Here is a 25,660-nt window from a genome sequence, read left to right as displayed (position 1 = left end):
ATGGATCTTTCTGCAATCAACCCGGTCCTGCTCATCGCCTCGCTGATGGTGGCGGCAACCCCGCTCTTGCTGGCGGCCATTGGTGAACTGGTGGTCGAAAAATCCGGTGTGCTGAACCTCGGGGTCGAAGGGATGATGATCGTGGGCGCCATCGCGGGCTTTGCCACCGCGGTGGAAAGCGGCTCGCCGCTGCTGGGTTTCCTCGCCGCCGCCATCGCAGGCGCGGCACTGTCGATCCTGTTCGCGATCCTCACCCAGTTTGCCCAGGCAAACCAGGTCGCCTCGGGCCTGTCGCTGACGCTGTTCGGCCTTGGCCTGTCGGCGCTGATGGGGCAGTCCTATGTCGGTGTGAAGCCGCCGCAGATGGGCGACATCCACATCCCGGTGCTGAGCGACCTGCCCGTCGTTGGCCCGATCCTGTTCGGCCATGACATCATCCTCTACTTCGGCATCGTGCTGACGGCCGCGGTCTGGTGGATGCTGAAATACTCCCGCATGGGCCTGGTGCTGCGCGCCGTGGGCGAGAACCACGACGCTGCCCATGCGCTGGGATACAAAGTGCTGAAGATCCGCCTGGCAGCGATCCTGTTCGGCGGCGCCTGCGCGGGCATCGGCGGCGCCTACATCAGTCTGATCCGCGTCCCGCAATGGACCGAGGGCATGACCGCCGGCATCGGCTGGATTGCCCTGGCGCTGGTGGTGTTCGCGAGCTGGAAACCCTGGCGCGCGCTGCTGGGGGCCTATCTCTTTGGCGGGGTCACCGTGGTGCAGCTCAATCTGCAGGCGGCAGGCGTTGCCATTCCGGTCGAGTATCTGGCAATGTCGCCCTATCTGATTACCATCCTGGTGCTTGTTATCCTTTCCGCGGACAAGAGCAGCGCACCCGCCGCGCTTGGCCGCAATTTCCACGCCTCCCGCTGACGCGGGGGGCCTATTGCCTGCCCCGGCTGCCGGGGCCAACCAAAACCAACTGGGGAGTCCCTTTGATGAAACTGACCAACCTCCTGACCAGCGCCGCCGTGGCGCTTGGCCTGGCCGCGGGCGCGGCGATGGCCGAAGACAAGACCAAAGTGGGCTTTGTCTATGTCGGCCCCGTCGGCGATGGCGGCTGGACCTATGAGCACGACCAGGGCCGCAAGGCTGTGGAAGCCGAATTCGGCGACAAGGTCGAAACCGTCTATGTGGAAAACGTGGCCGAAGGCCCGGATGCTGAGCGGGTGATGACCCAGATGGCGCTGGAAGGCGCCGACCTGATCTTCACCACCTCCTTCGGCTACATGGACCCGACCATCAACGTGGCAAAGAAGTTCCCGAACGTGAAGTTCGAGCACGCCACCGGCTACAAGCGCGCCGACAACGTGTCGACCTACTCCGCCCGCTTCTATGAAGGCCGCGCGGTGCAGGGCACCATCGCGGGCCACATGACCGAGAGCAACATCATCGGCTACATCGGCTCCTACCCGATCCCGGAAGTGATCCGCGGCATCAACTCTGCCTATATCCACGCCAAGAAGGTGAACCCCGACGTCGAGTTCAAGATCGTCTGGGCCTTCACCTGGTTCGACCCGGCCAAGGAAGCGGACGCCGCCAAGGTGCTGATCGAACAGGGCGCCGACGTGATCCTGCAGCACACCGACTCCACCGCGCCGCAGGCCGCCGCGCAGGCCGCTGGCAACGTGATCACCTTCGGCCAGGCCTCCGACATGTCGGAATACGCGCCCAAGCCGCGCGTGTCCTCCATCATCGACGACTGGGCTCCCTACTACATCGCCCGCACCAAGGCCGTGATGGACGGCACCTGGGAGTCGGTTGACACCTGGGACGGCATCGGCGCCGGCATGGTGGGCATTGGCGAAATCTCTGACGCCGTTCCGGCGGACGTGAAAGAGGCTGCTCTGGCCATCAAGGACTCGATCGCGGACGGCTCCTATCACCCCTTCACCGGCCCGCTGAAAAAGCAGGACGGCAGCGACTGGCTGGCAGAGGGTGAAACCGCCGATGACGGCACCCTGGCCGGCATGAACTTCTATGTCGAAGGCCTGGAAGGCGACATCCCGCAGTAAATCGCGGTTTCGGTACAAACATCAAAGGCCCGCCGCTTGGCGGGCCTTTTTCGTTGCGGGCAAAAGACTGATCTCAGCGAAGCCTGCTGACACGCCCTGTCACTGCCCTGATGTACACCCGGCTCCACGAACCGGCCGCCGGAATTTCCGGGCCGGCTGAATGCACCAGCGGAAAATTGTCCGCTCCCCCTTAAGCCCCGTGGAGGTTGCCTTTGAAACTGAATTACTTTGTTGTTGGAACCAACGACATGGAAGCGTCGGTCAAATTCTATGACGCCTTGTTTGAGCACTCAGGTCTGACCCAAGTCCGGCCAAGCGAAAGAATGACCTACTGGCTGAAGGACGATTTTGCCTTTGCAGCCGCCCTGCCCTTCGACGGCGAACCGGCCGTCAATGGCAACGGAACCATGGTGGGGTTCAGCCTTGGATCCGCTGCCGAAGTCACCCGGCTGCACAGCAAGGCGATTGAGCTGGGCGGCACATGCGAGGGCGAACCGCGGCAGCGGGGGCCGCGGTTCTCCGCATATGTGCGCGACTTGGACAGAAACAAAATCTGTTTCGCTGATTAGGGTCAGGAGCAAACAACCGGCGCGGCCAGCTTTTGCGCAGCGCCGTCGACCCGCTGCACCAGAGCCGGACCGGTCACTGTACAGCCTGCCAGCTGCGCCGCATAATCGGTCAGCTTCTCCAGCTGCTCCCTGTCGGACGCAAAGAGATGTTTCAGCGGCAGCCGGATCTTGTTCAGAACAGCGAAACTGCTGCCATCCACAGTCACGATCCGGAAGCGGGTCCTGGCATCCCCCAGCCCGGTCTGTGCCGCATAGGGGGATTTCCAATTCGAGCTTGAATACGCCATGGCCGACTGTGCGGCAGCCCGGCCTGCCTGCGGCTGGCCGCCGCCCTGATACCGGGCGGAATGATAGACCAGCCAGGGCGCGCCGGTGCGGGTCTTGTGCAGGCCGGGGCGCATGGCGCTGGTGTAATACCCGGCCTCTGCCAGGGCCGCTGTCCGGTAATCCGGCCCGCCGGTCTCCACTCCGGCCACTGACTGCGCGCCATAACCGGTGCGGGTCGCCGACCAGTAATCCGGCTTCTCCGGTGCAGCGCAGGCCGCCAGCAAGGCCGCTGCCCCGATCATCAGAAACTGTTTCACTTTCCCTCTCCATTCCGCTGCGCCGCCCATGATGGCAAAGAAACCGGGCCGGAATATGGCACCGGTTCAAGACCGCGCAGGCAGGCGGAAACCGCCTTTCCCTGCCCGTCACCCTGTGCCAAGCTCCGCGCCATGACCCAGACCGCACGCAAGATTCTGACCGCCCCCGACGGCACCCCGGCCAGCCGTTTTGCCTTTGGCACCATGCAGTTCGGCGGCCGCGCCGATGAGGAGCAATCGGCCGAGATGTACGCCGCCTGCCGCGCCGCCGGGATCAACCACTTCGACACTGCCTGGCTCTATACCGATGGCAACTCGGAACAGATCCTGGGCCGCCTGATCAAGGAGGAACGCGAGCAGCTGCTGATCGCCACCAAGGCGGGCTATACCGGCGGCGCCGGCACTGCCAACCTGCGCGCCCAGCTGGACGAGAGCCGCCGGCGCTTGGGGCTCGACATGGTCGACGTGTTCTACTTGCACCGTTTCGATCCGGACACGGACCTGCGCGAAACCATGGACTGTTTCGCCGCGCTCAAGGACGAGGGTGCGGTCCGCTACGTTGGCCTGTCGAACTTTGCCGCCTGGCAGGTGATGAAGGCGCAGATGGCGGGGCTGGCCTCGGGCACCGCCGCGGACATCCTGCAGCCGATGTATTCGCTGGTGAAGCGGCAGGCTGAGGTAGAGATCCTGCCGATGTGCGCCGATCAGGGCGTAGCCGTGGCCCCCTATTCGCCTCTGGGCGGCGGGCTCCTGACCGGCAAATACACCGAGGGCGGCAGCGGCCGCATCACCGAAGACCACCGCTACCGCGCCCGCTACGGCGCTGAGTACATGCATGAGGCCGCCCAGCGCCTCTCGGCCCTCGCGGCGGAGCGCGGCACCGATCCGGCCACGCTGGCCGTCGCCTGGGCCGCCGCGCATCCCGCCGCCCCGATGCCGATCATCTCCGCCCGCAACCTGCAGCAGCTGCAGCCCTCGCTGGCGGCTCTGGACTTTGAAATGGACGCAGAGCTTTACAAAACAATCGAAGCCTTCAGCCCGCGGCCCGCGCCCGCGACGGACCGGCTCGAAGAACAGGAATAGACCCATGCAGGATTTCATCGTCATCGGCGGCGGCATGGCCGGCATCAGCGCCGCCGCCCGCCTTGCGGACCTCGGCAGCGTCACCCTCCTGGAGATGGAGGACGCGCTTGGCTACCATTCCTCGGGCCGCTCCGCCGCGCTGTTCGAAGAAAACTATGGCCACGGCGCCACCGTCACCCTGAACCGCGCCAGCGCCGCTTACCTGCGTGACGGGGGCTACCTGTCGCCGCGCGGGCTGATGCTTTTGGGCGCCAAGGGGGACGCCGGCGGCTTTGCCCGCGACGTGGATGAGCTGGGCATGGCCACGCTGGAGCTGGACGAAGCCCGCGCCATGGTGCCGATCCTGAACCCGGACACCGTCGGCTTTGCCGCCATCAGCGGCGCGGCAGAGGATATCGACACCGACCGGATGCTGCAGGACTTTGCCAAGACCTTGCGCGCCGCGGGCGGGCAGACCGTGACCAAAGCGCCGGTGAGCGGCATCACCCGCACCGCCTCCGGCTGGGAGGTCACCGCCGGCGGCCAGACCTATCAGGCCCGCCAGCTGGTCAATGCCGCGGGTGCCTGGGCCGATCAGATCGCCGCGCTGGCCGGGGTGGCGGCGATCGGCCTCCAGCCCAAGCGCCGCTCGATGGCGCGGCTGCCTGCGCCGGGCGGCCATGACGTCAGCGGCTGGCCGATGCTGCTGGGCGTGGGCGAGACCTGGTATGCCAAACCGGATGCGGGCAAGCTGCTGGTCTCCCCTGCCGATGCCGACCCGGTGGAGCCGCATGACGCCTATGCCGACGACATGGTCCTGGCCGAGGGGCTGGCGCGCTATGAGGAGATGGTGACAGAGCCGGTGACGCGCGTCGAAAGCAACTTTGCCGGCCTGCGCAGCTTTGTGGCGGACGGCACCCTGGTGCTGGGCCCGGATCCGGATCAGCCGGACTTCATCTGGTGCGCCGCTCAGGGCGGCTATGGCATCATGACCGCGCCCGCAGCCTCGCAGCTGATTGCCGACCTGGTGGCAGGCCGCACGCCGGTGCTGGACGCGGACACGGTGGCGGCGCTTTCGCCCGCCCGGCTGCGCTGATGCCGGTGCGCTCTGTTCCCGGCGCGGCCTCGGTGGCAGCACCTGAGGAGGGCAAGTTGTTCGCCCCCGCCGCCGCCCGCAACAGCAGCGTGCTGTGCGATCTGCTGGCGGAGGTGGCGCCTGCCAAGGGCCGTGCGCTGGAACTGGCCAGCGGCACCGGCCAGCACGCCGTGGCCTATGCCGCCCGCCTGCCCGGCCTGATGTGGCAGCCCAGCGAGGTGGAGGACATCCGCCTCGCAAGTATCCGGAGTTATGCCGAAGAGAGCGGTCTCAAGAACATCTCGCCGCCGGTTCAGCTCGACGCCACCGCCCCCGGCTGGAGCGCGGCGCAGTCCGGCCAGAACCTGATCGTGCTGGTTAACCTGCTGCACCTGATCAGCGAAGGCGAGGCCCGCACCCTGATCCGCGAGGCCGCCGCGGCGCTCGCCCCCGGCGGGCGCTTCGTGATCTACGGCCCCTTCACGCGCGGCGGCGAGCTGACCAGCGACGGCGACCGGGCCTTCCACGCGGCGCTCTCCGCCCACGACCCGGAGATCGGCTACAAGGACGACTTCGACGTGATCGACTGGCTGCACGGTGCCGGGCTGGAGCTTCTGCAGGCGGTGGAGATGCCCGCCAACAACCTCGCCCTGATTGCGGAAAAGCCGGCCATCTGACCTGGATCAAAGCCGCGCAGAAGTGCCGCCCGTACACCTTCAATAATCGGAATGTATTATCGAGGGAACGGCAGATGGACTGGCACGAGAAACTGGACGGCACCCGCAAGGGCCTGCGCAATCTGAACGGGGCGATCCCGGAAACCGCCCAGGCGTTCGGCGCGCTTGGCAAGGCGGTGAAACAGGGCGGCGTGCTGGAGTTCAAGCAGAAGGAATTCGTGGCCCTGGGCATTGCGGTGGCGCTGCGCTGCGAGGATTGCATCGGCCTGCATGTGGAGGCGCTGGTCAAGGCAGGCGCCAGCCGTGCCGAAGTGGGCGATGTGCTGGCGATGTCGATCCAGATGGGCGGCGGCCCGGCGATGATGTATGCGGCCAAAGCGATGGAGTGTTTCAATCAGCTGACCCGCTGAATTCCGGCGCGGAATTCAGCCCGGAAAACACTTGTTTTCCGTGGAAAATTCCGCGCCGCAGTTTTCCTCCCTAACCACTGCCGCGTACCTCTTGCAGGCCTTGCAGCACCTGGCGGATATGCTCCACCGCCGGGTTGTCCGGCAAATAGAGCGCGCGGCAGCTGAGGCTGATTTCCGGCGCGCCCTCAACCGCGTGCAGCGCCCCCGCGGCCAGTGCCTCAGCCGCCATATAGGCCGGGAAATATCCCATGCCGCCCCGCTTCATCAGATAACGCAGCCCCATCAGCGCATTGCCCAGAACGATGTGCTGACGGCTGCGGCGGGGCAGCACCTCGCGCAGCCGGGCGTCGTACTCGCTGCCGAATTCCAGGTTGATGAACAAGGGCAGCGCATCCCGCCCCAGCCGCAGCGGCTGGTCCGCAACCAGCACCAGCCGCTCGGGCGGCAGCTCCTCCACCGCCAGGCTGGTACCCGCGGGCACCTCGTTGACGATGGCCAGATCCAGCAGCCGCCGCGCCACCGCCTCGCCCATGTTCATCGCGTGGTCGTAGTTCAGCGTAAACGGCACCGTGCCCTGCTCCGCCTCCAGCCAGACCGCGACATCGACCAGCACGGGATCCCAGACCGACAGCTGCGCCCCCAGCCGCAAGGGCACCCGCCCCGCCAGGCTCGCCTTCAGATCGCCGGAGACGAACTCCCACGTTCGCATCATCTGCTCCGCATAGGGCTGGAACTGCCGCCCCGCTTCGCTCAGCCTTGTGCCGCCCGGCCCGCGGTCGAACAGCGGCGTGCCCAGCGCCTCCTCCAGCGCCTTGATCCGGGCGCTGACGGCGGTCTGGGTGATATTCAGCACCCGCGCCGCACCGTGAAAGCTGCCGGTGGCCTCAATCGCCAGAAAGGTCTCAAAAGAATTGATCTGCATGGTGATCAATATTTCCAATCAGCCTGAGCAAATCAATTCGTTTTCCTGCTCATCCGGGAACCGCTAGGCTGCCCGCAGATCAACCAAAGGACCGCGCCAATGCTGGACAAAAGCCACAAGCCAACCTGGACCAGTTTCGAAGAAGCCACGCCCGAGGACTGGGCCGCGGTGGAGAAATACGAGGAAGAATACAACGCCGCCCTGCCCGACCGGATCCTCGACGCGATCCGCTCGCTGGACGAGGACTGGACCCCCTACCCGGTGAACCGCTACCAGCACAGCCTGCAGGCCGCGACCCGCGCCTGGGAGGACGGCGCCGAGGACGAGATCATCGTGGCAGCCCTGGTGCATGACACCGGCGATATCCTGTCGCCCTACAACCACGGCGAGCTGTCGGCGGCGATGATGAAGCCCTACGTCAGCGAGAAGACCTATTGGATCCTCAAACACCACTGCGTGTTCCAGGGCTTTTACTACAACCACCATTTCGGCGGCGACCGCAACGCGCGGGACAAGTACCGCGACAGCCCCTATTGGGAGGACTGCCGGTATTTCTGCGAAAAATACGACCAGTGCGCCTTTGACCCGGAGTACCCGACCAAGCCCTTGGAGTTCTTCGAGCCGATCCTGCGTAAGGTGCTGTCGCGCGGCTGGGGTCATATGGAGCTGGCGGAGACGGCCCAAGACTGACCTGCCCGCCCGGGCGGCATCTGCGAACAGAAAAAGAGGGGCCGGACGGCCCCTCTTTTAAATGCTGCTGTTGTTAGTCCCACCAGCCTTCATCGACCGACGGCAACTCTTCCAGCTGCTCTTCGGTGAAGCGGGTGACGATCACGTAACGCTTGTCATCGACCGGGGCCAGACGCATGTCTTCCACCGGAATCATCACGTGCTTGTCGCCCACGTCCAGGAAGCCGCCGACTTCGGCCACGACGCCCTTCATCTGGCCGTTACGGTCCAGGATGATGTCTTCGATTTCACCGATGTCGTTCCAGTCCGGGCCGACGCCATCGGCTTCCCAGTTGCCCCAGGTGTCTTCGTCCATGGGGCCGTTCAGGGTGTAGATGTCACCGCCGGTGATATCCCGGGTGCGGATCAGATCCTTGGTATCCAGCTGGGTTTCTGCAAGAGCCGGTGCAGCCGCCATGCCAGCGGCGAGGGCGATTGTTGCGAGGCGTTTCATGTTGCATTCTCCTTTTCTGGTTCGTTCATAAGGTGAACGGCCGCAGGAGAAGAAAGTTCCTGAAAAGCCGGGAAAATTCCTGAGCATCATCTGCGGCCACCCGTTGCAGCGGGTGCCAGGGAGGAAGCGGGCAAGCCGCTTGGAAGCGGTGGCGCCGCGCGGTGCGCGCCGCTACCGGGGCCAGGCAGGCCGCGCCTGCGGCGCGGCCTGCCTGGCCCAACGGGAACCTTCGGATTTAATATCCGAACGGTGACGGGCGGGAGGTCTTCGCGCGGCCCTTCCAGCCGCGCAAAGAGGCTATCGCAGCAAGCTCAACCCGCGGCGCAGACGGCTGCGCCCATCAGCACCGGCATCCGTTGACCGCCGGCCTCCATTGCAAACGCCTTCTCAACCCGGACCGGTTCAAGGCCTGCGCCCCTGAGCGCGTCTCCTACCTGCTGCTCCGTCAGCCCGGAGCCGCCATCATCCGTGGCCAGCCAGTCCCATTGCACAAACAATCCGCCGCGGTTCAGCAGCCCCGCCAGCTCTGCCACGGCACCGCTGCAGTCCGGCAGGAACCCGCAGACGGACGAGGCGCAGATCAGATCAAAGCCGGTGAGCCCGTCTCCCGCCTCCCTTGTGCTGCTGTCCAGAATATCCGCGTGCAGCGCCCTCACGCCGGGCAGCGCCTTGTCCTGCAGCACCGCGATCATCCGGTCCGAGGTGTCAACGGCCACTACCTCCTGCACGTGCGGCGCGAGCTTCCCGCTCAAAAGCCCGGTGCCGCAGCCGAAGTCGAGCACCCGCTTGTCCTTCCAGCCCCCGCCGGTGATACCGGCAAAGGCATCAAGCGCGGCAAATGCTTTGTCGGCATAGTTCCGGACATCGCTGTTGCCGTCCCAGCCGTCTGCGTAATCGTTCCAGTCGTCGCTCATTTGCCTGCCCTGCTTTGGTATCTCAGGCCCGGGACAGTGCAGCGGCGGGCGGGCGGCGTCAACAGAAGGCCGAAAGCACGCATTCCCCCCGGAACCAAGGCCAAGCCGCCGGGCGAGCAGCATGAAGCGATGTCGAGCAAAGTTTCAGATCAGCCTTCCGCGCGGAGCTTTCGGGCAAGCCAGTCTATTTCTTCTGTTGCACCAAACCCTTCTTCGCTGAGACGGATAACTGCCGTCTTGACGAGTTCCGGGTCGAGGTTATGCGCTGCTCTGGCATTTGCGACGGTCTCAAAATCCGAAGGATCGCAGACAAATGAGCTGAATCTCTGATTTTCGTCCAAATACTCAGTGAACCCCGAGCGGTGCAGCACCTCAGCAGCCAATTGCAGCGGTCCAACGCACAAATTGTCGAAGACCATTACGGGGCCCTTCACCAAATGCTGCACTTCCCGGTAATGCACTTCGTGGATGCAGCGGGCGATGGCGAGCAGCCTGCCCTTATGCGTGTTTACGGGCTGCGGGAGCCAGGGGGGATAATCCATGCGTGGATGCTGACGTCAATCTAAGGCTTCGTTCAAGGCAAAGTTCGCGCTCCAGTCCCCAAACAAAAAAGCCCCGGCACATCGGCCGGGGCTTTCTCATCTCTTTCGCCGGAACTTACCCGTTCTGGCGGATGGTCTCGTTCTTCCGATCATAGGGGCTGTCGCAGGTGACGACCGCGTCCCACAGCTTGTCCTGGATCTTGACCTGCAGCTTGGTGCCTTCCACCGCAAACTCAGGCTTCACATAGCCCATGCCGATGGATTTCTCGAAGGCCACCGAGTAGCCGCCGGAAGTCAGACGGCCCACACGGGTGCCATCCTCAGCGTACAGCGCCTCGCGGCCCCAGGGATCGGCGTCTTCGGGGCCGTCGATCAGCAGGGTGCAGCACTTCACGCGGACGCCGGTCTCGACCAGCTTGTCCTTGCCGTGGAAGTCCTTCTCCAGGTCGACAAAGCGCGGCAGGTCGGCTTCCAGCGGGGTCGCGTCGCGGCCCAGTTCGTTGCCGAAGGCACGGTAGGATTTCTCCTGGCGCAGCCAGTTCTGGGCGCGCGCGCCGACCAGCTTCATGCCGTGCTTCTCGCCCGCCTTCTCCAGCAGGTCGAACAGGTAGTTCTGCATCTCGATCGGGTGATGCAGTTCCCAGCCCAGTTCACCGGTGTAGGCAACGCGGATCGCATTGACCGGGCACATGCCCAGTTCGATCTGCTTGGCCGACAGCCAGGGGAAGCGCTTGTTGGACAGCGCGGTTTCCGGATCGGCGTCGACGATCACCTCTTTCAGCACATCGCGGGACTTGGGGCCTGCGATGGCGAAGACGCCCCACTGGGTGGTCACGTCCTGGATCTCGATATAGCCGAACTCCTCCATCTTGTCCTCGGCCGCCTTGCGCAGGAAGTCGGCGTCATACTCGGACCAGGCACCGGCAGAGACCAGGTAGTAGTTGTTCTCGCCGTTGCGCACGATGGTGTATTCGGTACGGGTGGTGCCGAATGCGGTCAGCGCGTAGGTCAGGTTGATGCGGCCGATCTTGGGCAGCTTGTTGCAGGTGAACCAGTCCAGGAACTGCGTCGCACCGGGGCCTTTGACGACATGCTTGGTGAAGGCGGTTGCGTCGATCAGGCCAACGCCTTCACGCACGGCCTTCGCCTCTTCCACGGCATACTGCCACCAGCCGCCGCGGCGGAAGGAGCGGGCGTCGTGGTCGAAGTTCGCCGGAGCATCGACGGGGCCGTAGTAGTTCGGGCGTTCCCAGCCGTTGACCCAGCCGAACTGTGCGCCGCGGGCCTTCTGGCGGTCGTATGCCGGCGCGGTGCGCAGCGGACGGCAGGCCTCGCGCTCTTCGTCCGGGTGGTGCAGGATGTAGACGTGCTCATAGCACTCTTCGTTCTTGCGGGCCGCGAACTCGGTGGTCATCCAGTTGGAGGAGTAACGCTTGGGGTCGAGCGACGCCATGTCGATCTCGGCCTCGCCGTCCACCATCATCTGCGCCAGGTAGTAGCCGGTGCCGCCAGCCGCGGTGATGCCGAAGGAGAAGCCTTCTGCCAGCCACATGTTGCGCAGGCCCGGTGCCGGGCCGACCAGCGGGTTGCCGTCAGGGGTGTAGCAGATCGGGCCGTTGAAGTCGTCCTTCAGGCCGGATTCGGCGCAGGACGGAACGCGCTCTGCCATCGCCATGTACTGCTCTGCGATCCGGTCCAGATCCAGCGGGAACAGGTCGGCGCGGAAGCTGTCCGGCACGCCGTGTTCGAACTGTGCGGGTGCGCCGCGCTCGTAGATGCCCAGGATCCAGCCGCCGCGCTCTTCGCGGGCATAGGATTCATTGTCGGCGTCGCGCACAACGGGGTGCTCGGGGTTGCCGGCTTCACGCCATTTGACCAGCTCCGGGTCTTTGTCCATGACAATGAAGGTGTGCTCGACCGGGATTGCAGGCATTTTGATGCCCAGCATTTTCGCGGTGCGCTGCGCGTGGTTGCCGGATGCGGTCACGACGTGCTCGGCGGTGATCACCACCTGCTCGTCGGAAGGAACCAGGTTGCCGCCCTTTTCGACCATCTTGGTGCAGGTGACTTCCCAGTGGGTGCCGGTCCAATGGAAGGCATCGGCCTGCATCTTGCGGACGATCTCGACGCCGCGCTGACGGGCGCCCTTGGCCATCGCCTGGGTCACGTCTGCCGGGTTAATGTAGCCGTCCTCGGTGTGGTAGATCGCGCCCTTCAGGTCGCCGGTCTCGATCAGCGGCCAGCGCTCCTTGATCTGATCCGGGGTCAGCCACTCATAGTCCACGTCGCAGGTTTCCGCGGTGGAGGCATAGAGCATGTATTCGTCCATGCGCTCCTGGGTCTGCGCCATGCGCAGGTTGCCCACCACGGCGAAACCTGCGTTCAGGCCGGTTTCCTCTTCCAGGGTCTTGTAGAAATCGACCGAGTACTTGTGGATGTGGGTGGTCGCATAGGACATGTTGAACAGCGGCAGCAGGCCGGCCGCGTGCCAGGTCGAGCCGGAGGTCAGCTCGTCACGCTCGATCAGCATGACGTCTTCCCAGCCGGCTTTGGCCAGGTGATAGGCAATCGAGGTGCCGACGGCGCCGCCGCCAACAACAAGTGCTTTGACTTGGGTTTTCATTCTCCCGCTCTCCAGCTTTGTGAGATTCTTGGCAGTGGTTATGCCCGCGCATTGAAATCCGCGCAAAATCAGGCCGACGCAAAAACAGCCAAAACCGACCTTGCGCGCCACAGCATACCGGATTCCGGCGGCGATTCTGACCGCTATGGCGATTTCCGCGCAGCAAAAAGGGGGCTCGCGCCCCCTGCTGGTCTCACTTCAGGCCGTCCGGACCGCGGTCAGCAGTCCGCTACATTGCCGCGGCGGATGCAGACGGGCGGCGGCGCTTCTTCACCGCTCTGCGCTTCTGCGACCTGCTCGCCGCCTGTGAACAGCCGCTTGCCATAACTGGCGGCCTCACCCCAGATCGACGTGCCGCCGCCGCCGGCCAGGCGGGCTGCGTCCTCGGCCCGGGCACGGGCAAACCGCTCCTGAAGGATGGTGCCATAGTCGGTGGCGCTGAGATCGCCCCAGCTGAGGTTCGCGTCGCGGGTCTGGATGTAGTAGTCGTAGCCGATCACCGCCTGGGTGCTGAACACCAGGATGCCCATCGTTTTTCTCAGTCCCATGCCGCTCTCCGGTTCCGCAGGAATGCTTCGGTTTCATTGCAAGTCAGAACCCGGCGCAGAAATGCGGCAGCATTCCGGCTTTTCGGGGAAGAGTTTCCTTCAACTGCGTTCACCCGGCCAGGGCCCCTGCCCTGCCGGTTGCTGCTGCGGTTTGGCTGTGCTGATCCTTGAGAGCTGATCATCAGCGGTTAAGAGTGGCGGCGCCGCCAAGAGGCGGAGGCGGGACGGGAGGTTCCTCCCGCACGCTGAACGTTGTCTCTGCGTGCCCTTGCCAACGGGCCCTGTTCCTGGATGCCGGGGGTGTCAGGCCCGGCGGTGACCGCGATCAGGGGCATCATGGCAGGCTGCGCTTAAGATGCGGTGAGACAGGCGTGCGCCGGGTGTGCAACACCCAAAGCGGCGTGATCGCCGCTGCTGCTGCCGTGTGAGTATTTTTTGGAAAGATGAATGCACTGGACCTGCGCTTTCATCTTTCCCCAAATACTCAAATCCCGCCGCCGGCCCAGCCCGGACCGCTGGCGGGCGCCCGCAGCTCACATCTCCAGTATCTTGCCCGGGTTCAGGATGTTGTCCGGATCCAGCGCCGCCTTGATCGCCGCCATGTAACGGGTTGCCTCGCCCAATTCCTGCTGCAGATAGGGGCGCTTGCCCTGGCCGATGCCGTGCTCGCCGGTGCAGGTGCCGTCCATCGCAATCGCCATTTCGTTGAGCCAGCCGATGTATTCGTCCGCCTTTTGCCGCTCCGCATCGCTGTCCATGTCGATGAGCAAAAGCGCGTGGAAGTTGCCGTCGCCCACATGGCCGACCATCGGTGCGAGCAGCCCCATGCCTTCGGCCTTTTCCCGTGCAGCAGCAACGCATTCCGCCAGCTTGGAGATCGGCACGCAGACGTCGGTGGAGATCCCCTTGGCAGAGGGGCGCAGCTGCAGGCAGGCCCAGTACATGTCATGGCGCGCCTGCCACAGCTTGCTGCGCTCTTCGGCGGTGGACGTCGCGGCGATGTCAAGACCGCCGAATTCCTCGGCGATGGAGGCGAACATGTCGGACTGCTCCACCACGCCCGCGTCCGAGCCATGGAATTCCAGCAGCAGCAGGGGTGTCTCCGGCAGGTCGAGTCCGGAATAGGCGTTGGCGGCGCGCACGCTGAGCGCGTCCAGCAGCTCGATGCGGGCGACGGGGATGCCGTACTGGATCGTCATCATCACCGCGCGGCAGGCATCGTCGACGGAGCGGAAAGAGCAGCGGGCCGAGCGGATCGCCTCCGGGATGCCCTGCAGTTTCAGGGTCAGTTCTGTGATCAGGCCCAGGGTGCCTTCGGACCCCACCAGAAGGCGGGTGAGGTCATATCCCGCCGAGGATTTCTTGGCCCGCTGCGCGGTGCGGATAACGCCGCCGTCGGCCATCACCGCCTCCAAGCTGAGCACATTGTCCTTCATGGTGCCATAGCGCACCGCATTGGTGCCCGACGCCCGCGTCGCCGCCATGCCGCCCAGCGAGGCATTGGCGCCGGGGTCGATCGGGAAGAACAGGCCCTGGTCGCGCAGGTAGGTGTTGAGCTGCTCGCGGGTGACGCCGGGCTGCACCACCACATCCAGATCCTCGGGATGCACGGCGATGATCTTGTCCATCCGCATCAGGTCGATGCAGATGCCGCCTGCCGGGGCGTTCACATGCCCCTCCAGCGAGGTGCCGGTGCCGAAGGGAATGACCGGCACGCCGTATTCGGCGCAGACTTTGACGATCTCAGAGACCTCCCCGGCGGTCTCCGGGAAGATCACCGCATCGGGCGCCTGATTGGTAATCCAGGTGGTGGTGTGGCCGTGCTGCTCGCGGATCGACTGGCCCGTCTGCAGTCGGTCTCCGAACTGCTGGGTCAGCGTCTCGATGGCGGCGGCGATCCCGGCCTCGTTGCGCGGCAGTGATGTGGCTTGCACCATGATCGGTTCCCCCCGGGAAATGGGCCTGACGCCCGGAACATTCACCTGTTAACCTACGCCCCCAAGTTGCGGGGCGGCAATACCCAGTAGCCGGTAGAGGAGCGGCGGACCGGCGCTGCCGCCGGACCGGATAGCATTATCCGCCCAAGGCAATCCCTTCGCGGCGGGGATCAGCAGCGCCTTTCAGCCCCTCGCCGATCTCAATCGCGTGCAGGCCGGAGGTCAGGTCGCGGGCGTTCACCTCATACCCCATCCCGGTCAGCGCCTCGCCCAGGTCTTCGGCGCTGGTGCCTGCCTCCAGATCATAGGTGCCGAAGCGGTTGACCAGATGCGGCAGCGCCAGCGCCTCCTGGATGTTCAGCCCCCAATCGGCCCAGGCGACAATGGATTTCGCCACATAGCCGATGATGCGGCTGCCGCCGGGGGAGCCGATGGCCAGCACCGGCTTGCCCTCGCGCAGCACAATCGTGGGCGCCATGGAGGAGCGCGGCCGTTTGCCCGGCTCCAGCCGGTTGGCAATCGGCACGCCGTTGGCGTGGGTGCGGAAGGAAAAGTCCGTCAGTTCGTTGTTCAGCAGGAAGCCGCCCGCCATCAGCCGCGAGCCGAAGGCGTTTTCGATCGTCGTGGTCATCGACAGCACGTTGCCGTACTGGTCCACGATCGAGATATGCGATGTCGAGGGCAGCTCGATCGACTCGTCGTCCGCCAGCAGCGCATGGTCGAACTCGGGCGAGCCCGGCGACACCTCCGGCAGCGCGTCATCGCCCTGCAAGAGCTCCGCGCGGCTGGCCAGGTAATCCGCCGCCACCAGGCCATGGGTGGGCACCGGCACATAGTCGCTGTCCGCCATGTAGCGGCTGCGGTCGGCAAAAGCGAGGCGCGAGGCATCGCCGATCAGCCGCCAGGCTTGGGCGCTGTCCGCCCCCAATTCAGCCAGGTCATAGGAGTTCAGCATCCCCAGGATCTGGCCCACGGTGAGCGCGCCGGAAGACGGCGGCCCCATGCCGCAAGCCTCGAAATCGCGGTAAGCAACACAGACCGCCGGGCGTTCCTTTACCTGATAGAGCGCAAGGTCCGTGGCCGAAAGCACACCCGGGTTGCCCTCGGCAGCGGTGACGGCGTGAACGATTTCTGCCGCGATCGGCCCGGAGTAAAACGCCCCCGCGCCGTCCTGAGCCAATGCCCGCAGGGTTTCGGCATAGTCCGTGTTCAGCAGCACCGCGCCTTCCTGGACCGGTTCTCCCTGCGGCAGGAAGTAGGCGGCGGTGGCCGTGAACCGTGCCAGACGCTCGGCATCGCGCTCCACCAGTCCGGCCAGGCGCGGCGAGACGGCAAAGCCCTCCTCCGCCAGCCGGATCGCCGGTTCAAACAGCGACGGCCAGTTGGCCTGCCCCCAGCGGCGGTGCGCCGCCTCCAGCAGCGCGGGCGTGCCCGGGGTGCCGACAGAAAGACCGCCGACCACTGCGTCAAAGAACTGCAGCGGCTCGCCGTTCTCATCCTGGAACAGCGTCGGCATAGCGGCGAGCGGTGCGGTCTCGCGCCCGTCCAGCGTCGTCACCTCGCCGGTGGCAGCATCATACCAGACCAGAAACGCGCCGCCGCCGAGGCCCGAGGATTGCGGCTCCACCAAACCCAGCACGGTCTGCACCGCCACCATCGCGTCGGCCGCGGTGCCGCCTGCGCGCAGGACGCCGGCGCCGGCCTCCACCGCATGCGGGTTGGCGGCGGCAACCATCCAGTTTTCCGCCTCCACCGGCTCGCCTGCGGCCTTGGCTTCCAGCGCAGCGGCCACTTCGGAGGAGATCGCCTCAAACGTGCCGGCGGTCGCGCCTTCGGGCGCGACCGCATCCGCAGCCTCCTGCGCGGCGGCGGATCCCGCGGCAAGCGCGGCAGCGGCCAGAATCAGATACTTCATGAAAGTCCTCCCTTAAATGCCCAGCCACACTCCAGCGCGCTTACAGCATCGACGGCACCACCTGATCCGGCGGGCGGTGGCCGTCCTCGAAAGTCTTGATATTCAACAGCACCTTCTCGCCCATCTCGATCCGGCCTTCGAGGGTGGCCGAGCCCATATGCGGCAGCAGCACCACATTCGGCAGCTCCCGCAGGCGCGGGTTGATGTCGGTGCCATGCTCATAGACGTCGAGACCCGCGCCCGCGATTTCCCCGGCGCGCAGCATCCGGGTCAGCGCCATTTCGTCGATCACCTCGCCGCGCGAGGTGTTCACGATCACCGCCGAGGGTTTCATCAGCTTCAAGCGGCGGGCGTTCATCAGGTGGAAGGTGGAGGGTGTCGAAGGGCAATTGACCGAAAGCACGTCCATCCGCGCCACCATCTGGTCGAGGCTCTCCCAATAGGTGGCCTCCAGCTTCTCTTCGACCTCCGGGCGCAGGCGGCGGCGGTTGTGGTAATGGATCTGCATGCCAAAGGCGGCGGCACGCTTGGCCACGGCCTGGCCGATCCGGCCCATGCCAAGGATGCCCAGGCGGCGCCCGGCAATGCGGCCGCCTAAGAAAGCGGTCGGCGCCCAGCCCTGCCAGTCGCCCTTCTGCATCACCGCCAGGCCTTCGGGCATCCGCCGCACCACTGCCATGATCAGCGCCATCGCCATGTCGGCGGTATCGTCGGTCAGCACGCCGGGCGTGTTGGACACCAGGATGCCGCGCTGGCGGGCGGTGGCCACATCGATATGGTCGACGCCGGCACCATAGTTGGCAATCAGCTTCAGCCGGTCGCCCGCCTGCCCCAGCAGCCCTGCATCAATGTTGTCGGTGACGGTGGGCACCAGCACATCAGCGTCCTTCAGCGCCGCGGCCAGCTCGGTCCGGGTCATCGGCGTGTCATCCTCGCGCAGGCGCACATCAAACAGCTCGCTCAGCCGGGTCTCCACAGGTTCCGGCAACCGTCGCGTAACGACAACACTCAATCGGTCTCTTGGCACTTGTGCTCTCCCTTGGGCTTTTCATTCCGCACGCCTCCATGGCATCGTGGCGCAGGATGCGAAGAGGCACAAGAACCCAACCGCATTCCCCGGCCCGCAACCGGAAATTTAGCGGCGCGGCGGGTCAGACCGAAACGGGCAGAACACCGGAACAAGAGGCTGGGCAAGAAGAGGCGAGCAGGCAGTGAGACAAGCGGCAATGGCAATCCGCCATCTGGCGGCAGCGGCGGCAGCCTTGGCCCTGACGGGCGCAGTCTGCGCGGCCGAATCCCGCGGGCCTGTCACCAACCTCCCCCTGCCCCGCTATGTTTCGATGAAGGCTGCCAAAGGCAATGTGCGCCGCGGCCCCTCGCTCAGCCACAAGATCGACTGGGTGTTCAAGCGCCGCGGCATGCCGCTGGAAATCACTGCTGAGTACGGCCACTGGCGCCGGGTGCAGGACCGCGAGGGGGCCGGCGGCTGGGTGCATTACGCGCTTCTGTCGGGCGTGCGCACGGTGCTGGTCGAAGAAGACATGCTGACCGTGCATTCCCGCCCCGACACCCGCGCGCCGGTCACTGCCGCCTTCGAGCTGGGCGTGGTCGCCCGCCTTGGCGAATGCGAAACCAGCTGGTGCGAGATCTCGGCCGGCGGCTACAGCGGCTGGGCCCCCAAGAAAAAGCTCTGGGGCGTCGCCCCGGATGAGCTGCGCGAATAACCCCTGCCCCTTTCATCTTTCCCGAAATACTCCGGGGTGAATTGGGCCAAGGGCCCAAAAGGGGCAGCGACCCTCTTCCTTCGAACCTGCGGGGCAGCGCCCCTCCCTTCTGCCGCGGCAATCCGCGCGGGGAGGGAAATGCGCCAAACCATTGCACCCGCAGCAATGGTGTTCTACATGAGGGCCGTATCTATAGCTGCCAAAGCAGGTTCCGGCCCGGTTTCCCGGGCCCCGCCCCGGCAGCACCGGAATACCCTCACCGGCGCGGCCCGTCCGCGCTGCCGTCACAAAAGCCTCCGAGATCGCTGAAAGGTTGTGGAACATGGCAGAAAATCAAACCCCGGACATATTGTATACCATTGTAGACGAAGCGCCCGAACTGGCCTCGGCATCTTTCCTGCCGATCATCCGCAAGTTCGCCGCCGCCGCCGGTGTCTCTGTCGGCACCAAGGACATTTCGCTGGCGGGCCGCATCCTCGCCGCCTTCCCGGAAAACCTGACCGCAGAGCAGCGCCAGAGCGATGACCTGGCAGAGCTGGGCGAGCTGGTGAAGACCCCGGACGCAAATGTCATCAAGCTGCCCAATATCTCCGCTTCGGTGCCGCAGCTGGTGGCCGCCGTCACTGAGCTTCAGGGCCAGGGCTTTGACATTCCGAACTACCCGGAAGAGCCCAAGACCGACGAAGAGAAAGCCGCCCGCGCCCGCTATGACGCCATCAAGGGGTCGGCGGTGAACCCGGTTCTGCGCGAAGGCAACTCCGACCGCCGCGCTGCCAAGGCAGTCAAGAACTTTGCCCAGAAGAACCCGCATTCGATGGGGTCCTGGTCGACGGACAGCAAGACCAAAGTGTCGTCGATGCCGGGCAACGACTTCTATGCAAACGAGAAATCCGCGACCATCACCGCCGCGCAGGCGGGTGACGCGAAGATCGAGTTCGTTGGCAAGGACGGCGCCGTCACCGTGCTGAAGGACAGCTGGCCGCTGGCAGAAGGCACCGTGGCCGACGCCACCTTCATGTCGGCCAAGGCGTTGTCGGCCTTCCTGAAGGACGCCATCGAGGACACCAAGGCAGACGGCACCATGTTCTCGCTGCACCTCAAGGCCACCATGATGAAGGTCTCCGACCCGATCATCTTCGGCCATGCGGTCAAGGCCTGGCTGGCGCCGGTGTTCGACCAGTTCGGCCCGCAGCTGGAGGCCCTGGGCGTTGATCCGAACTCCGGCCTCGGCGATCTGCTGAACCGGGTCAAGGACAACCCGGAAATCATGGCCGCCATCGACGCGGTGCGCGCCGAGCGCCCCTCCATGTACATGGTCGACAGCGACAAGGGCATCACCAACCTGCACGTCCCCTCCGACGTGATCATCGACGCCTCGATGCCCGCGGTGATCCGGGCCGGCGGCAAGGGCTGGGATGAGACCGGCAGCAAGGGCGACACCAACTGCGTGATCCCCGACAACTGCTATGCGCCGGTCTATGACGAGAGCATTAAGTTCTTCAAGGAAAACGGCGCACTGAACCCGGCCACCGCCGGTGCCGTGGCCAACGTCGGCCTGATGGCGCAGAAGGCTGAGGAATACGGCTCCCACCCCACCACCTTCGAGGCGCCCGCGGACGGCACCATCCGGGTGGTTCTGGCCAATGGCGACACGCTGCATGAGCATGAGGTGGAAGCGGGCGACATCTGGCGTTCCTGCACCGTCAGGAAGGCACCGATCGAAAACTGGATCCAGCTGGCACTGGACCGTCAGCGGCTGACCGGCTCCGAGGCGATCTTCTGGCTGGACGAAAACCGCGCCCATGACGCCGAGCTGATCAAATACGTGAAGCCCGCGCTGGAAGAAGCCGGCGTTGCGGACAAGTTCCAGATCCTGGCGCCGCGCGAAGCCACCCGCCAGAGCCTCGAAACCATCACCAAGGGCGAGGACAGCATCGCAATCACCGGCAACGTGCTGCGCGACTACCTGACCGACCTGTTCCCGATCCTGGAGCTGGGCACCTCGGCCAAGATGCTGTCGATCGTCAAGCTGATGAACGGCGGCGGCCTGTTCGAGACCGGTGCCGGCGGCTCTGCACCCAAGCACGTGCAGCAGCTGGTCGAGGAAAACCACCTGCGCTGGGATTCGATGGGTGAATTCTGCGCGCTGGGGGAATCGCTGAACTTCCTCGCAGACAGCAAGGGCAACAAGAAGGCCGGCGTGCTGGGCGCCGCGGCTGAGGACGCCACCCAGGGCATCCTCGACAACAACCGCTCGCCCTCGCGCAAAGTGGGTGAGCCGGACAACCGCGACAGCCACTACTGGTTTGCCCGCTACTGGGCCGAGGCGCTGGCAGCGCAGACCGAAGACGCAGAACTGGCCGCGCATTTCGCTCCCATCGCCGAGGAACTCGGCGCCAAGGAAGAGCAGATCATCAGCGAACTGGCCGCAGCACAGGGCGGCGCAGCCGACATCGGCGGCTACTACAACCCGAGTGTTGATCTGAAAGCCAAGGTGATGCGCCCCTCGGAGACGCTGAACGCGATCATCGGCTGATCCATCCGCACCAATACAAACGAAAAACGCCCGGGGCTTCCCCCGGGCGTTTTTTTGTTCCGCAGGCGCTGAGGCTCAGAAGTCCTGCCAAAGATCCCTCGCGGCGTTGCCTTCAGCCATTGCGGCGGGCTGCGGCGTGGCCTCCATGTCCCAGCTGCCGGGGCCGTGCGCGGTCGGCGCCGGCGCTGCGGCGGCCTGCGCCGGTACCGTCCTGGCCGGGGCGGCCGCGCGGGTGCCTGGGATCTTGAAGTGGGCAACCAGCCCGGTCAGCCTGGTGGCATCCTCCTTCAGCAGCTGGCCGGCCGCTGTGGATTCTTCCACCATCGCCGCATTCTGCTGGGTCACCTTGTCCAGCTGGGTGACGCCGGTGTTGATCTCCGCAAGGCCGGTCGACTGTTCGGCGGCCCCTTCGGCAATACCGGACACCAGTTCGGAGATGTGGTTGACCTGCGACACGATGCTTTGCAGCGCCTCGCCTGCCTTGCCCACCAGTTCCACGCCGCGCTCCACCTGACCGGAGCTGCTGCTGATCAGGGTCTTGATCTCCATCGCGGCATCAGAGGAGCGCTGCGCCAGCGCCCGCACTTCGGACGCAACGACCGCGAAACCACGGCCGGCTTCACCGGCCCTTGCCGCCTCGACCCCGGCATTCAGCGCCAGCAGGTTGGTTTGGAAGGCGATGTCGTCGATCACGCCGATAATCTGGGAAATCTGGTTGGAGGATTGCTCGATCTCGGTCATGGCCGAGACCGCGCTTTGCACCACCTCGCCGCTGGTTTCGGCTTCGCGCTTGGCGTCCTCCATCGTCGCCTCGACGCTGCGGGCGCCTTCGGCGGCGGATTTCACCGAAGCGGTCAACTCATCCAGGGCTGCCGCGGTCTGTTCCAGCGTCGCGGCCTGGCTTTCGGTGCGGTGGGACAGGTCATCTGATGCCTGGCTGATCTCACCCGCGCCGCTGCGGATGCTGTCAGCCGCGGCAATAACCTGCTCCACGGTCTGGCTAAGGGTTTGGGCGGTGCTGTTGAAGTCCTGCCGGAGCTGCTCGTATTCAGCCGGGAAACTTTCGGTGATCTGTGCGGTCAGATCGCCGTGCGACAGGTCAGACAGCTTGCTGCTGAGCGCTTCCACCACGCCGCTGCGGGTGGCGTCGAGCGCTTGCTGCTCCTGCTCCATGTCCTGCTGCCGGATCAGCGCCTGGCGGAACACATCCACCGCCCGGGCAATCTCGCCCAGTTCGCTACGCGCGCCGGATGACGGGATTCCGCTTTCGGTGTCACCATCCGCCAGTGCGGTCATCCGGTTCTTCAGACTGTTCAGCGGGGCAGTTACGCTGCGGGTGATAAAGAAGGCCGCCGCTGCCAGCAGCAGCAGGCCGCCGCCCAGAACCGCCAGCGACTTGTTGCGCATGGCCGCCACATCCGCTTCGATATCGGAAACATAGGCACCGGTGCCAACAATCCAGCCGAACGGCTCGAACGCCTGAACATAGCCGATCTTGGCTTCAATCACGTCGGAGCCCGGCTTTTTGAAGTAATAGGTCAGTTCCCCCGCCCCTTGAGAGGCGGCGATCTTCTCCAGCTCCTGGAACACCTTGATGCCTGTCACATCCTCATAGGCGCCCTGGTTGGTGCCAACCCAATCGGGCACCGTCGGGTGCGCCTGAACCACCAGGTCGTGATCGAAAACAAACACATAGCCGGACTCGCCAAAGCGCAGCGCGGTCAGCCGCTCGCGTCCGATGTCGAGGGCTTGTTCCGGAGTGAACCGTCCGGTCCTGGTCCCTTCATCCAGGTCGCGCAGCAGGCTGACCGCCGCGTCGGTGACATTGTGCAGCTCCTTATAACGCATCTCGTAGGCGTTGTTCACGGCCTGATTCAGCATCACGAAGGTGAGCACGGCGGTCAATCCAAGCGCGAGCAGCGCCAAGGAATAGATACGGACGGGCAGACGGTAGAGAAAAGCGGGTATTCGGGACATACTTGCAGAGCCTTCATTGCGGTTCTATTGCCGACCTGTTGTAGGAGGCAGTCTCTAACAAACCCCTACCCTGCAGGGCCCTGCCGGAGTTTTGATGCCGGTTTCCGCGAGGTTTTTGCCGCATTTTGAATGGAATGCCGCACAGGCCCCCTAGGGCCGACGCCTGGCCCAAAGGAAACCGGAAACGCCCGGGGAAATGCCCGGGCGTTTTCTCGTTTTGCTTGGCGCAAGGATCAGAAGTCCTGCCACAGGTCCTTGGCGGCGTTGCCCTCTGCCATCGCAGCCGGCTGCGGCTTGACCTCGACGTCCCAGCTGCTGGGTCCATGCGCGCTCGGTGCCGGGGCGGCGGCGGCTTGCGCCGGGGCAGCGGGACGGGTGCCTGGGATCTTGAAGTGGGCGACCAGACCGGTGAGCTTGGTGGCGTCTTCCTTCAGCATCTGGCCCGCAGCGGTGGCTTCCTCCACCATGGCCGCGTTCTGCTGGGTGACCTTGTCCAGCTGGGTGACACCGGTATTGATCTCGGCCAGACCGGTCGACTGTTCGGCGGCGCTTTCGGCGATGCCGGACACCAGGCCGGAGATATGGCTGACTTGCGACACGATGCTTTGCAGCGCCTCGCCGGCCTTGCCAACCAGCTCCACACCGCGCTCCACCTGGCCGGAGCTGTTGCTGATCAGGGTCTTGATCTCCATAGCCGCATCCGAGGACCGCTGCGCCAGGGCGCGCACTTCCGAGGCAACCACCGCAAAGCCGCGGCCCGCCTCGCCGGCCCTTGCCGCTTCGACCCCGGCGTTGAGCGCCAGCAGGTTGGTCTGGAAGGCGATGTCGTCGATCACCCCGATAATCTGGGAAATCTGGCTGGAGGACTGCTCAATCTCAGTCATCGCGGAAACCGCGCTTTGGACCACTTCGCCGCTGGTTTCGGCCTCGTGCCTGGCCTCCTCCATCGTCGCCTCGACGCTGCGGGCGCCCTCGGCAGCCGATTTCACCGAAGCCGTCAGCTCATCCAGCGCCGCGGCGGTCTGTTCCAGCGTCGCAGCCTGGCTTTCGGTGCGGTGCGACAGGTCATCAGAGGCCTGGCTGATCTCGCTCGCACCATTGCGGATGCTGCCGGCCGCAGCAATTACCTGCTCGACGGTAGCGCTGAGATTCCTAGCCGAGGAGTTGAAGTCCTGGCGCAGCTGTTCATAGTCCTTGGGGAAGGCTTCGGTGATCTGTACCGTCAGATCGCCCTGGGACAGAGCGGACAGCTTGCCGCTGAGCGCCGACACCACCTTGCTGCGCTTCTCGTCGAGTTCTTTCTGCGCCGCCTCCAGTTCCTGCTGGCGGATCAGGGATGTCCGGAAGACGTCCAGAGTCCGTGCCATATCGCCGATTTCACTCTTGTTGGTGGTGGCCGGAATGGCGCTGTCGGTGTCCCCGTCGGCCATCGACTGCATGCGTCCGCGCAAAGCGCTCACCGGTCCGGTGACGCTGCGGGTGATCAGGGTTGCCCCCACCATCAGAACCGCCAGGGTCACAAGCAGCGCGGTTGCCGTGGTGATGATGTTCTGCCGCACATTAGTTTCAATATCCGAGACATATGCACCGGTCCCGACGATCCAACCCCAGGGTTCATAGACGCGGATATAGCCCATCTTGGCCTCGATCACGCCGGTGCTGGCGTTGGCGAAATGGTAAATCAGCGAGCCCTGGCCCTCAGCCTTGGCGATCTTGAGCATTTCCTGATAGATCTTGACGCCGTTTTCGTCGGTCAAATCCGGCTGGCGGGTGCCCACCCACTCCGGCAGAAAGGCATTTGCGGTGATCACCAGATCGAAATCAAAGGCGTGAAAATCACCCGCGGTGCCGAACTTCAAACTATCGAGGGTTGCGCGCCCCATCTCAAGGGCAGTGGCCTCGTCCAGCTGGCCGGTTTCGACCTGATTTTGCAATTCGTCCAGCTGGCTGAAAGCCAGATCCGTAATCTGGTGCAGTTCGCGTTCGCGGCTGGCGTATTCGGCGGTGTTTGCCCGGATCAGCAGGAAGACGGTCAACAGAGCAAACAAGAAAACGGCCAAAGCGGCCAGTGCGTAGATCCGGACGGGCAGACGGTAGAGAAAAGCGGGTATTCGAGACATTTTTGCAGAGCCTTCGTTGCAGGTCTATTGCGGACCGAACTTAGGAAGCAGTCTCTAACAATCCCCTACTGAGCAGGGCTGCAAAGGCAGTTTACGGCGGTTGGTGCTGAGAATTATCGTCTTTGGCGAGGCTGCGGCACTCGTGGCTGTTTGCAGCAAGCCTTCAGGGGCAGTTTTCCGGCGCGCGGTTTCTGCTCTTTAGGTCTTGGAAACGCGAAACCGCCGCTTGCGTTTATCGCAGCGGCGGTTTTGTTTGTGTGATCGTTTAGAGAGTTTATT

22 protein-coding genes are annotated in these 25,660 nt (G+C 64.7%); 10 read left to right on the top strand and 12 right to left on the bottom strand.

Going from position 1 to position 25,660, the window contains the following annotated elements:
- From AC5STI_RS00110 to AC5STI_RS00100, 3 genes are all read left to right on the top strand, one after another.
- Window positions 1-921, top strand: a complete 921-nt coding sequence (locus AC5STI_RS00110; protein ID WP_495445142.1) for an ABC transporter permease — start codon at window positions 1-3, stop codon at window positions 919-921.
- A 65-nt stretch (window positions 922-986) separates the two neighbouring features.
- Window positions 987-2,063: a BMP family ABC transporter substrate-binding protein gene (locus tag AC5STI_RS00105; RefSeq protein WP_495445141.1), complete on the top strand. Its 1,077-nt coding sequence runs from the start codon at window positions 987-989 to the stop codon at window positions 2,061-2,063.
- A gap of 212 nt (window positions 2,064-2,275) precedes the next feature.
- Window positions 2,276-2,632 (top strand): VOC family protein, encoded by a 357-nt coding sequence (locus AC5STI_RS00100; RefSeq protein WP_475050453.1) that lies wholly within the window; start codon window positions 2,276-2,278, stop codon window positions 2,630-2,632.
- A 2-nt stretch (window positions 2,633-2,634) separates the two neighbouring features.
- Here AC5STI_RS00100 and AC5STI_RS00095 read toward each other — a convergent pair whose 3' ends face one another.
- Window positions 2,635-3,216: a hypothetical protein gene (locus tag AC5STI_RS00095; RefSeq protein ID WP_495445140.1), complete on the bottom strand. Its 582-nt coding sequence runs from the start codon at window positions 3,214-3,216 to the stop codon at window positions 2,635-2,637.
- Between the two features lie 132 nt (window positions 3,217-3,348).
- Here AC5STI_RS00095 and AC5STI_RS00090 point away from each other — a divergent pair, with 132 nt between their 5' ends.
- The 4 genes from AC5STI_RS00090 to AC5STI_RS00075 all read left to right on the top strand — a co-directional run bounded on the left by AC5STI_RS00090 (window position 3,349) and on the right by AC5STI_RS00075 (window position 6,440).
- Window positions 3,349-4,299, top strand: coding sequence for an aldo/keto reductase (locus AC5STI_RS00090; RefSeq protein ID WP_495445139.1), 951 nt, complete (start codon window positions 3,349-3,351; stop codon window positions 4,297-4,299).
- Between the two features lie 4 nt (window positions 4,300-4,303).
- Window positions 4,304-5,374 (top strand): NAD(P)/FAD-dependent oxidoreductase, encoded by a 1,071-nt coding sequence (locus AC5STI_RS00085; protein WP_495445138.1) that lies wholly within the window; start codon window positions 4,304-4,306, stop codon window positions 5,372-5,374.
- On the top strand, window positions 5,374-6,030 hold the full coding sequence (locus tag AC5STI_RS00080; protein ID WP_495445137.1) for a DUF938 domain-containing protein: 657 nt from the start codon (window positions 5,374-5,376) through the stop codon (window positions 6,028-6,030). The genes AC5STI_RS00085 and AC5STI_RS00080 overlap by 1 nt, the downstream gene beginning before the upstream one ends.
- 74 nt (window positions 6,031-6,104) lie before the next feature.
- Complete coding sequence (locus tag AC5STI_RS00075) at window positions 6,105-6,440, top strand: carboxymuconolactone decarboxylase family protein (RefSeq protein WP_495445136.1); 336 nt, start codon at window positions 6,105-6,107, stop codon at window positions 6,438-6,440.
- Between the two features lie 70 nt (window positions 6,441-6,510).
- Here the strand turns inward: AC5STI_RS00075 and AC5STI_RS00070 are convergent, their stop codons facing one another.
- Window positions 6,511-7,362 (bottom strand): LysR family transcriptional regulator, encoded by an 852-nt coding sequence (locus AC5STI_RS00070; protein ID WP_495445135.1) that lies wholly within the window; start codon window positions 7,360-7,362, stop codon window positions 6,511-6,513.
- A gap of 99 nt (window positions 7,363-7,461) precedes the next feature.
- Here AC5STI_RS00070 and AC5STI_RS00065 point away from each other — a divergent pair, with 99 nt between their 5' ends.
- Entirely contained in the window at window positions 7,462-8,052 is a 591-nt protein-coding gene (locus tag AC5STI_RS00065; RefSeq protein WP_495445134.1) for an HD domain-containing protein, read from the top strand.
- 73 nt (window positions 8,053-8,125) lie between these two features.
- Here the strand turns inward: AC5STI_RS00065 and AC5STI_RS00060 are convergent, their stop codons facing one another.
- The 8 genes from AC5STI_RS00060 to AC5STI_RS00025 form a co-directional block, all read right to left on the bottom strand.
- On the bottom strand, window positions 8,126-8,545 hold the full coding sequence (locus AC5STI_RS00060) for a PRC-barrel domain-containing protein (protein ID WP_490398268.1): 420 nt from the start codon (window positions 8,543-8,545) through the stop codon (window positions 8,126-8,128).
- Between the two features lie 311 nt (window positions 8,546-8,856).
- On the bottom strand, window positions 8,857-9,459 hold the full coding sequence (locus AC5STI_RS00055; RefSeq protein WP_495445133.1) for a class I SAM-dependent DNA methyltransferase: 603 nt from the start codon (window positions 9,457-9,459) through the stop codon (window positions 8,857-8,859).
- A gap of 149 nt (window positions 9,460-9,608) precedes the next feature.
- Window positions 9,609-10,001, bottom strand: a complete 393-nt coding sequence (locus tag AC5STI_RS00050) for a hypothetical protein (RefSeq protein ID WP_495445132.1) — start codon at window positions 9,999-10,001, stop codon at window positions 9,609-9,611.
- A gap of 115 nt (window positions 10,002-10,116) precedes the next feature.
- Window positions 10,117-12,624 carry a GcvT family protein gene (locus tag AC5STI_RS00045; RefSeq protein ID WP_495445131.1) on the bottom strand — a complete coding sequence of 836 codons (2,508 nt, stop codon included), beginning with the start codon at window positions 12,622-12,624 and terminating at the stop codon, window positions 10,117-10,119.
- Between the two features lie 218 nt (window positions 12,625-12,842).
- Entirely contained in the window at window positions 12,843-13,172 is a 330-nt protein-coding gene (locus tag AC5STI_RS00040; RefSeq protein ID WP_490398272.1) for a hypothetical protein, read from the bottom strand.
- A 533-nt stretch (window positions 13,173-13,705) separates the two neighbouring features.
- Window positions 13,706-15,109, bottom strand: a complete 1,404-nt coding sequence (locus AC5STI_RS00035; RefSeq protein ID WP_495445130.1) for an FAD-binding oxidoreductase — start codon at window positions 15,107-15,109, stop codon at window positions 13,706-13,708.
- A 136-nt stretch (window positions 15,110-15,245) separates the two neighbouring features.
- A complete protein-coding gene (ggt, locus tag AC5STI_RS00030; protein WP_495445129.1) occupies window positions 15,246-17,024 on the bottom strand; it encodes a gamma-glutamyltransferase in 1,779 nt (592 codons plus the stop codon).
- A 40-nt stretch (window positions 17,025-17,064) separates the two neighbouring features.
- A complete protein-coding gene (locus tag AC5STI_RS00025) occupies window positions 17,065-18,051 on the bottom strand; it encodes a 2-hydroxyacid dehydrogenase (RefSeq protein ID WP_475050420.1) in 987 nt (328 codons plus the stop codon).
- Between the two features lie 199 nt (window positions 18,052-18,250).
- Between AC5STI_RS00025 and AC5STI_RS00020 the strand changes: the two genes are divergently transcribed.
- Together AC5STI_RS00020 and AC5STI_RS00015 are read left to right on the top strand one after the other, a co-directional pair.
- Window positions 18,251-18,748 (top strand): SH3 domain-containing protein, encoded by a 498-nt coding sequence (locus AC5STI_RS00020; protein ID WP_490398275.1) that lies wholly within the window; start codon window positions 18,251-18,253, stop codon window positions 18,746-18,748.
- Between the two features lie 322 nt (window positions 18,749-19,070).
- Window positions 19,071-21,284, top strand: coding sequence for an NADP-dependent isocitrate dehydrogenase (locus tag AC5STI_RS00015; RefSeq protein WP_495445128.1), 2,214 nt, complete (start codon window positions 19,071-19,073; stop codon window positions 21,282-21,284).
- 75 nt (window positions 21,285-21,359) lie between these two features.
- Here AC5STI_RS00015 and AC5STI_RS00010 read toward each other — a convergent pair whose 3' ends face one another.
- Both AC5STI_RS00010 and AC5STI_RS00005 read right to left on the bottom strand, forming a co-directional pair.
- Complete coding sequence (locus tag AC5STI_RS00010; protein WP_495445127.1) at window positions 21,360-23,261, bottom strand: methyl-accepting chemotaxis protein; 1,902 nt, start codon at window positions 23,259-23,261, stop codon at window positions 21,360-21,362.
- Between the two features lie 233 nt (window positions 23,262-23,494).
- Window positions 23,495-25,381, bottom strand: coding sequence for a methyl-accepting chemotaxis protein (locus AC5STI_RS00005; RefSeq protein WP_495445126.1), 1,887 nt, complete (start codon window positions 25,379-25,381; stop codon window positions 23,495-23,497).
- Window positions 25,382-25,660 lie beyond the last annotated feature (279 nt).

Source organism: Leisingera sp. CC-HEC096 (assembly GCF_059429235.1).
This window is presented reverse-complemented; position numbering and strand designations above follow the sequence as displayed.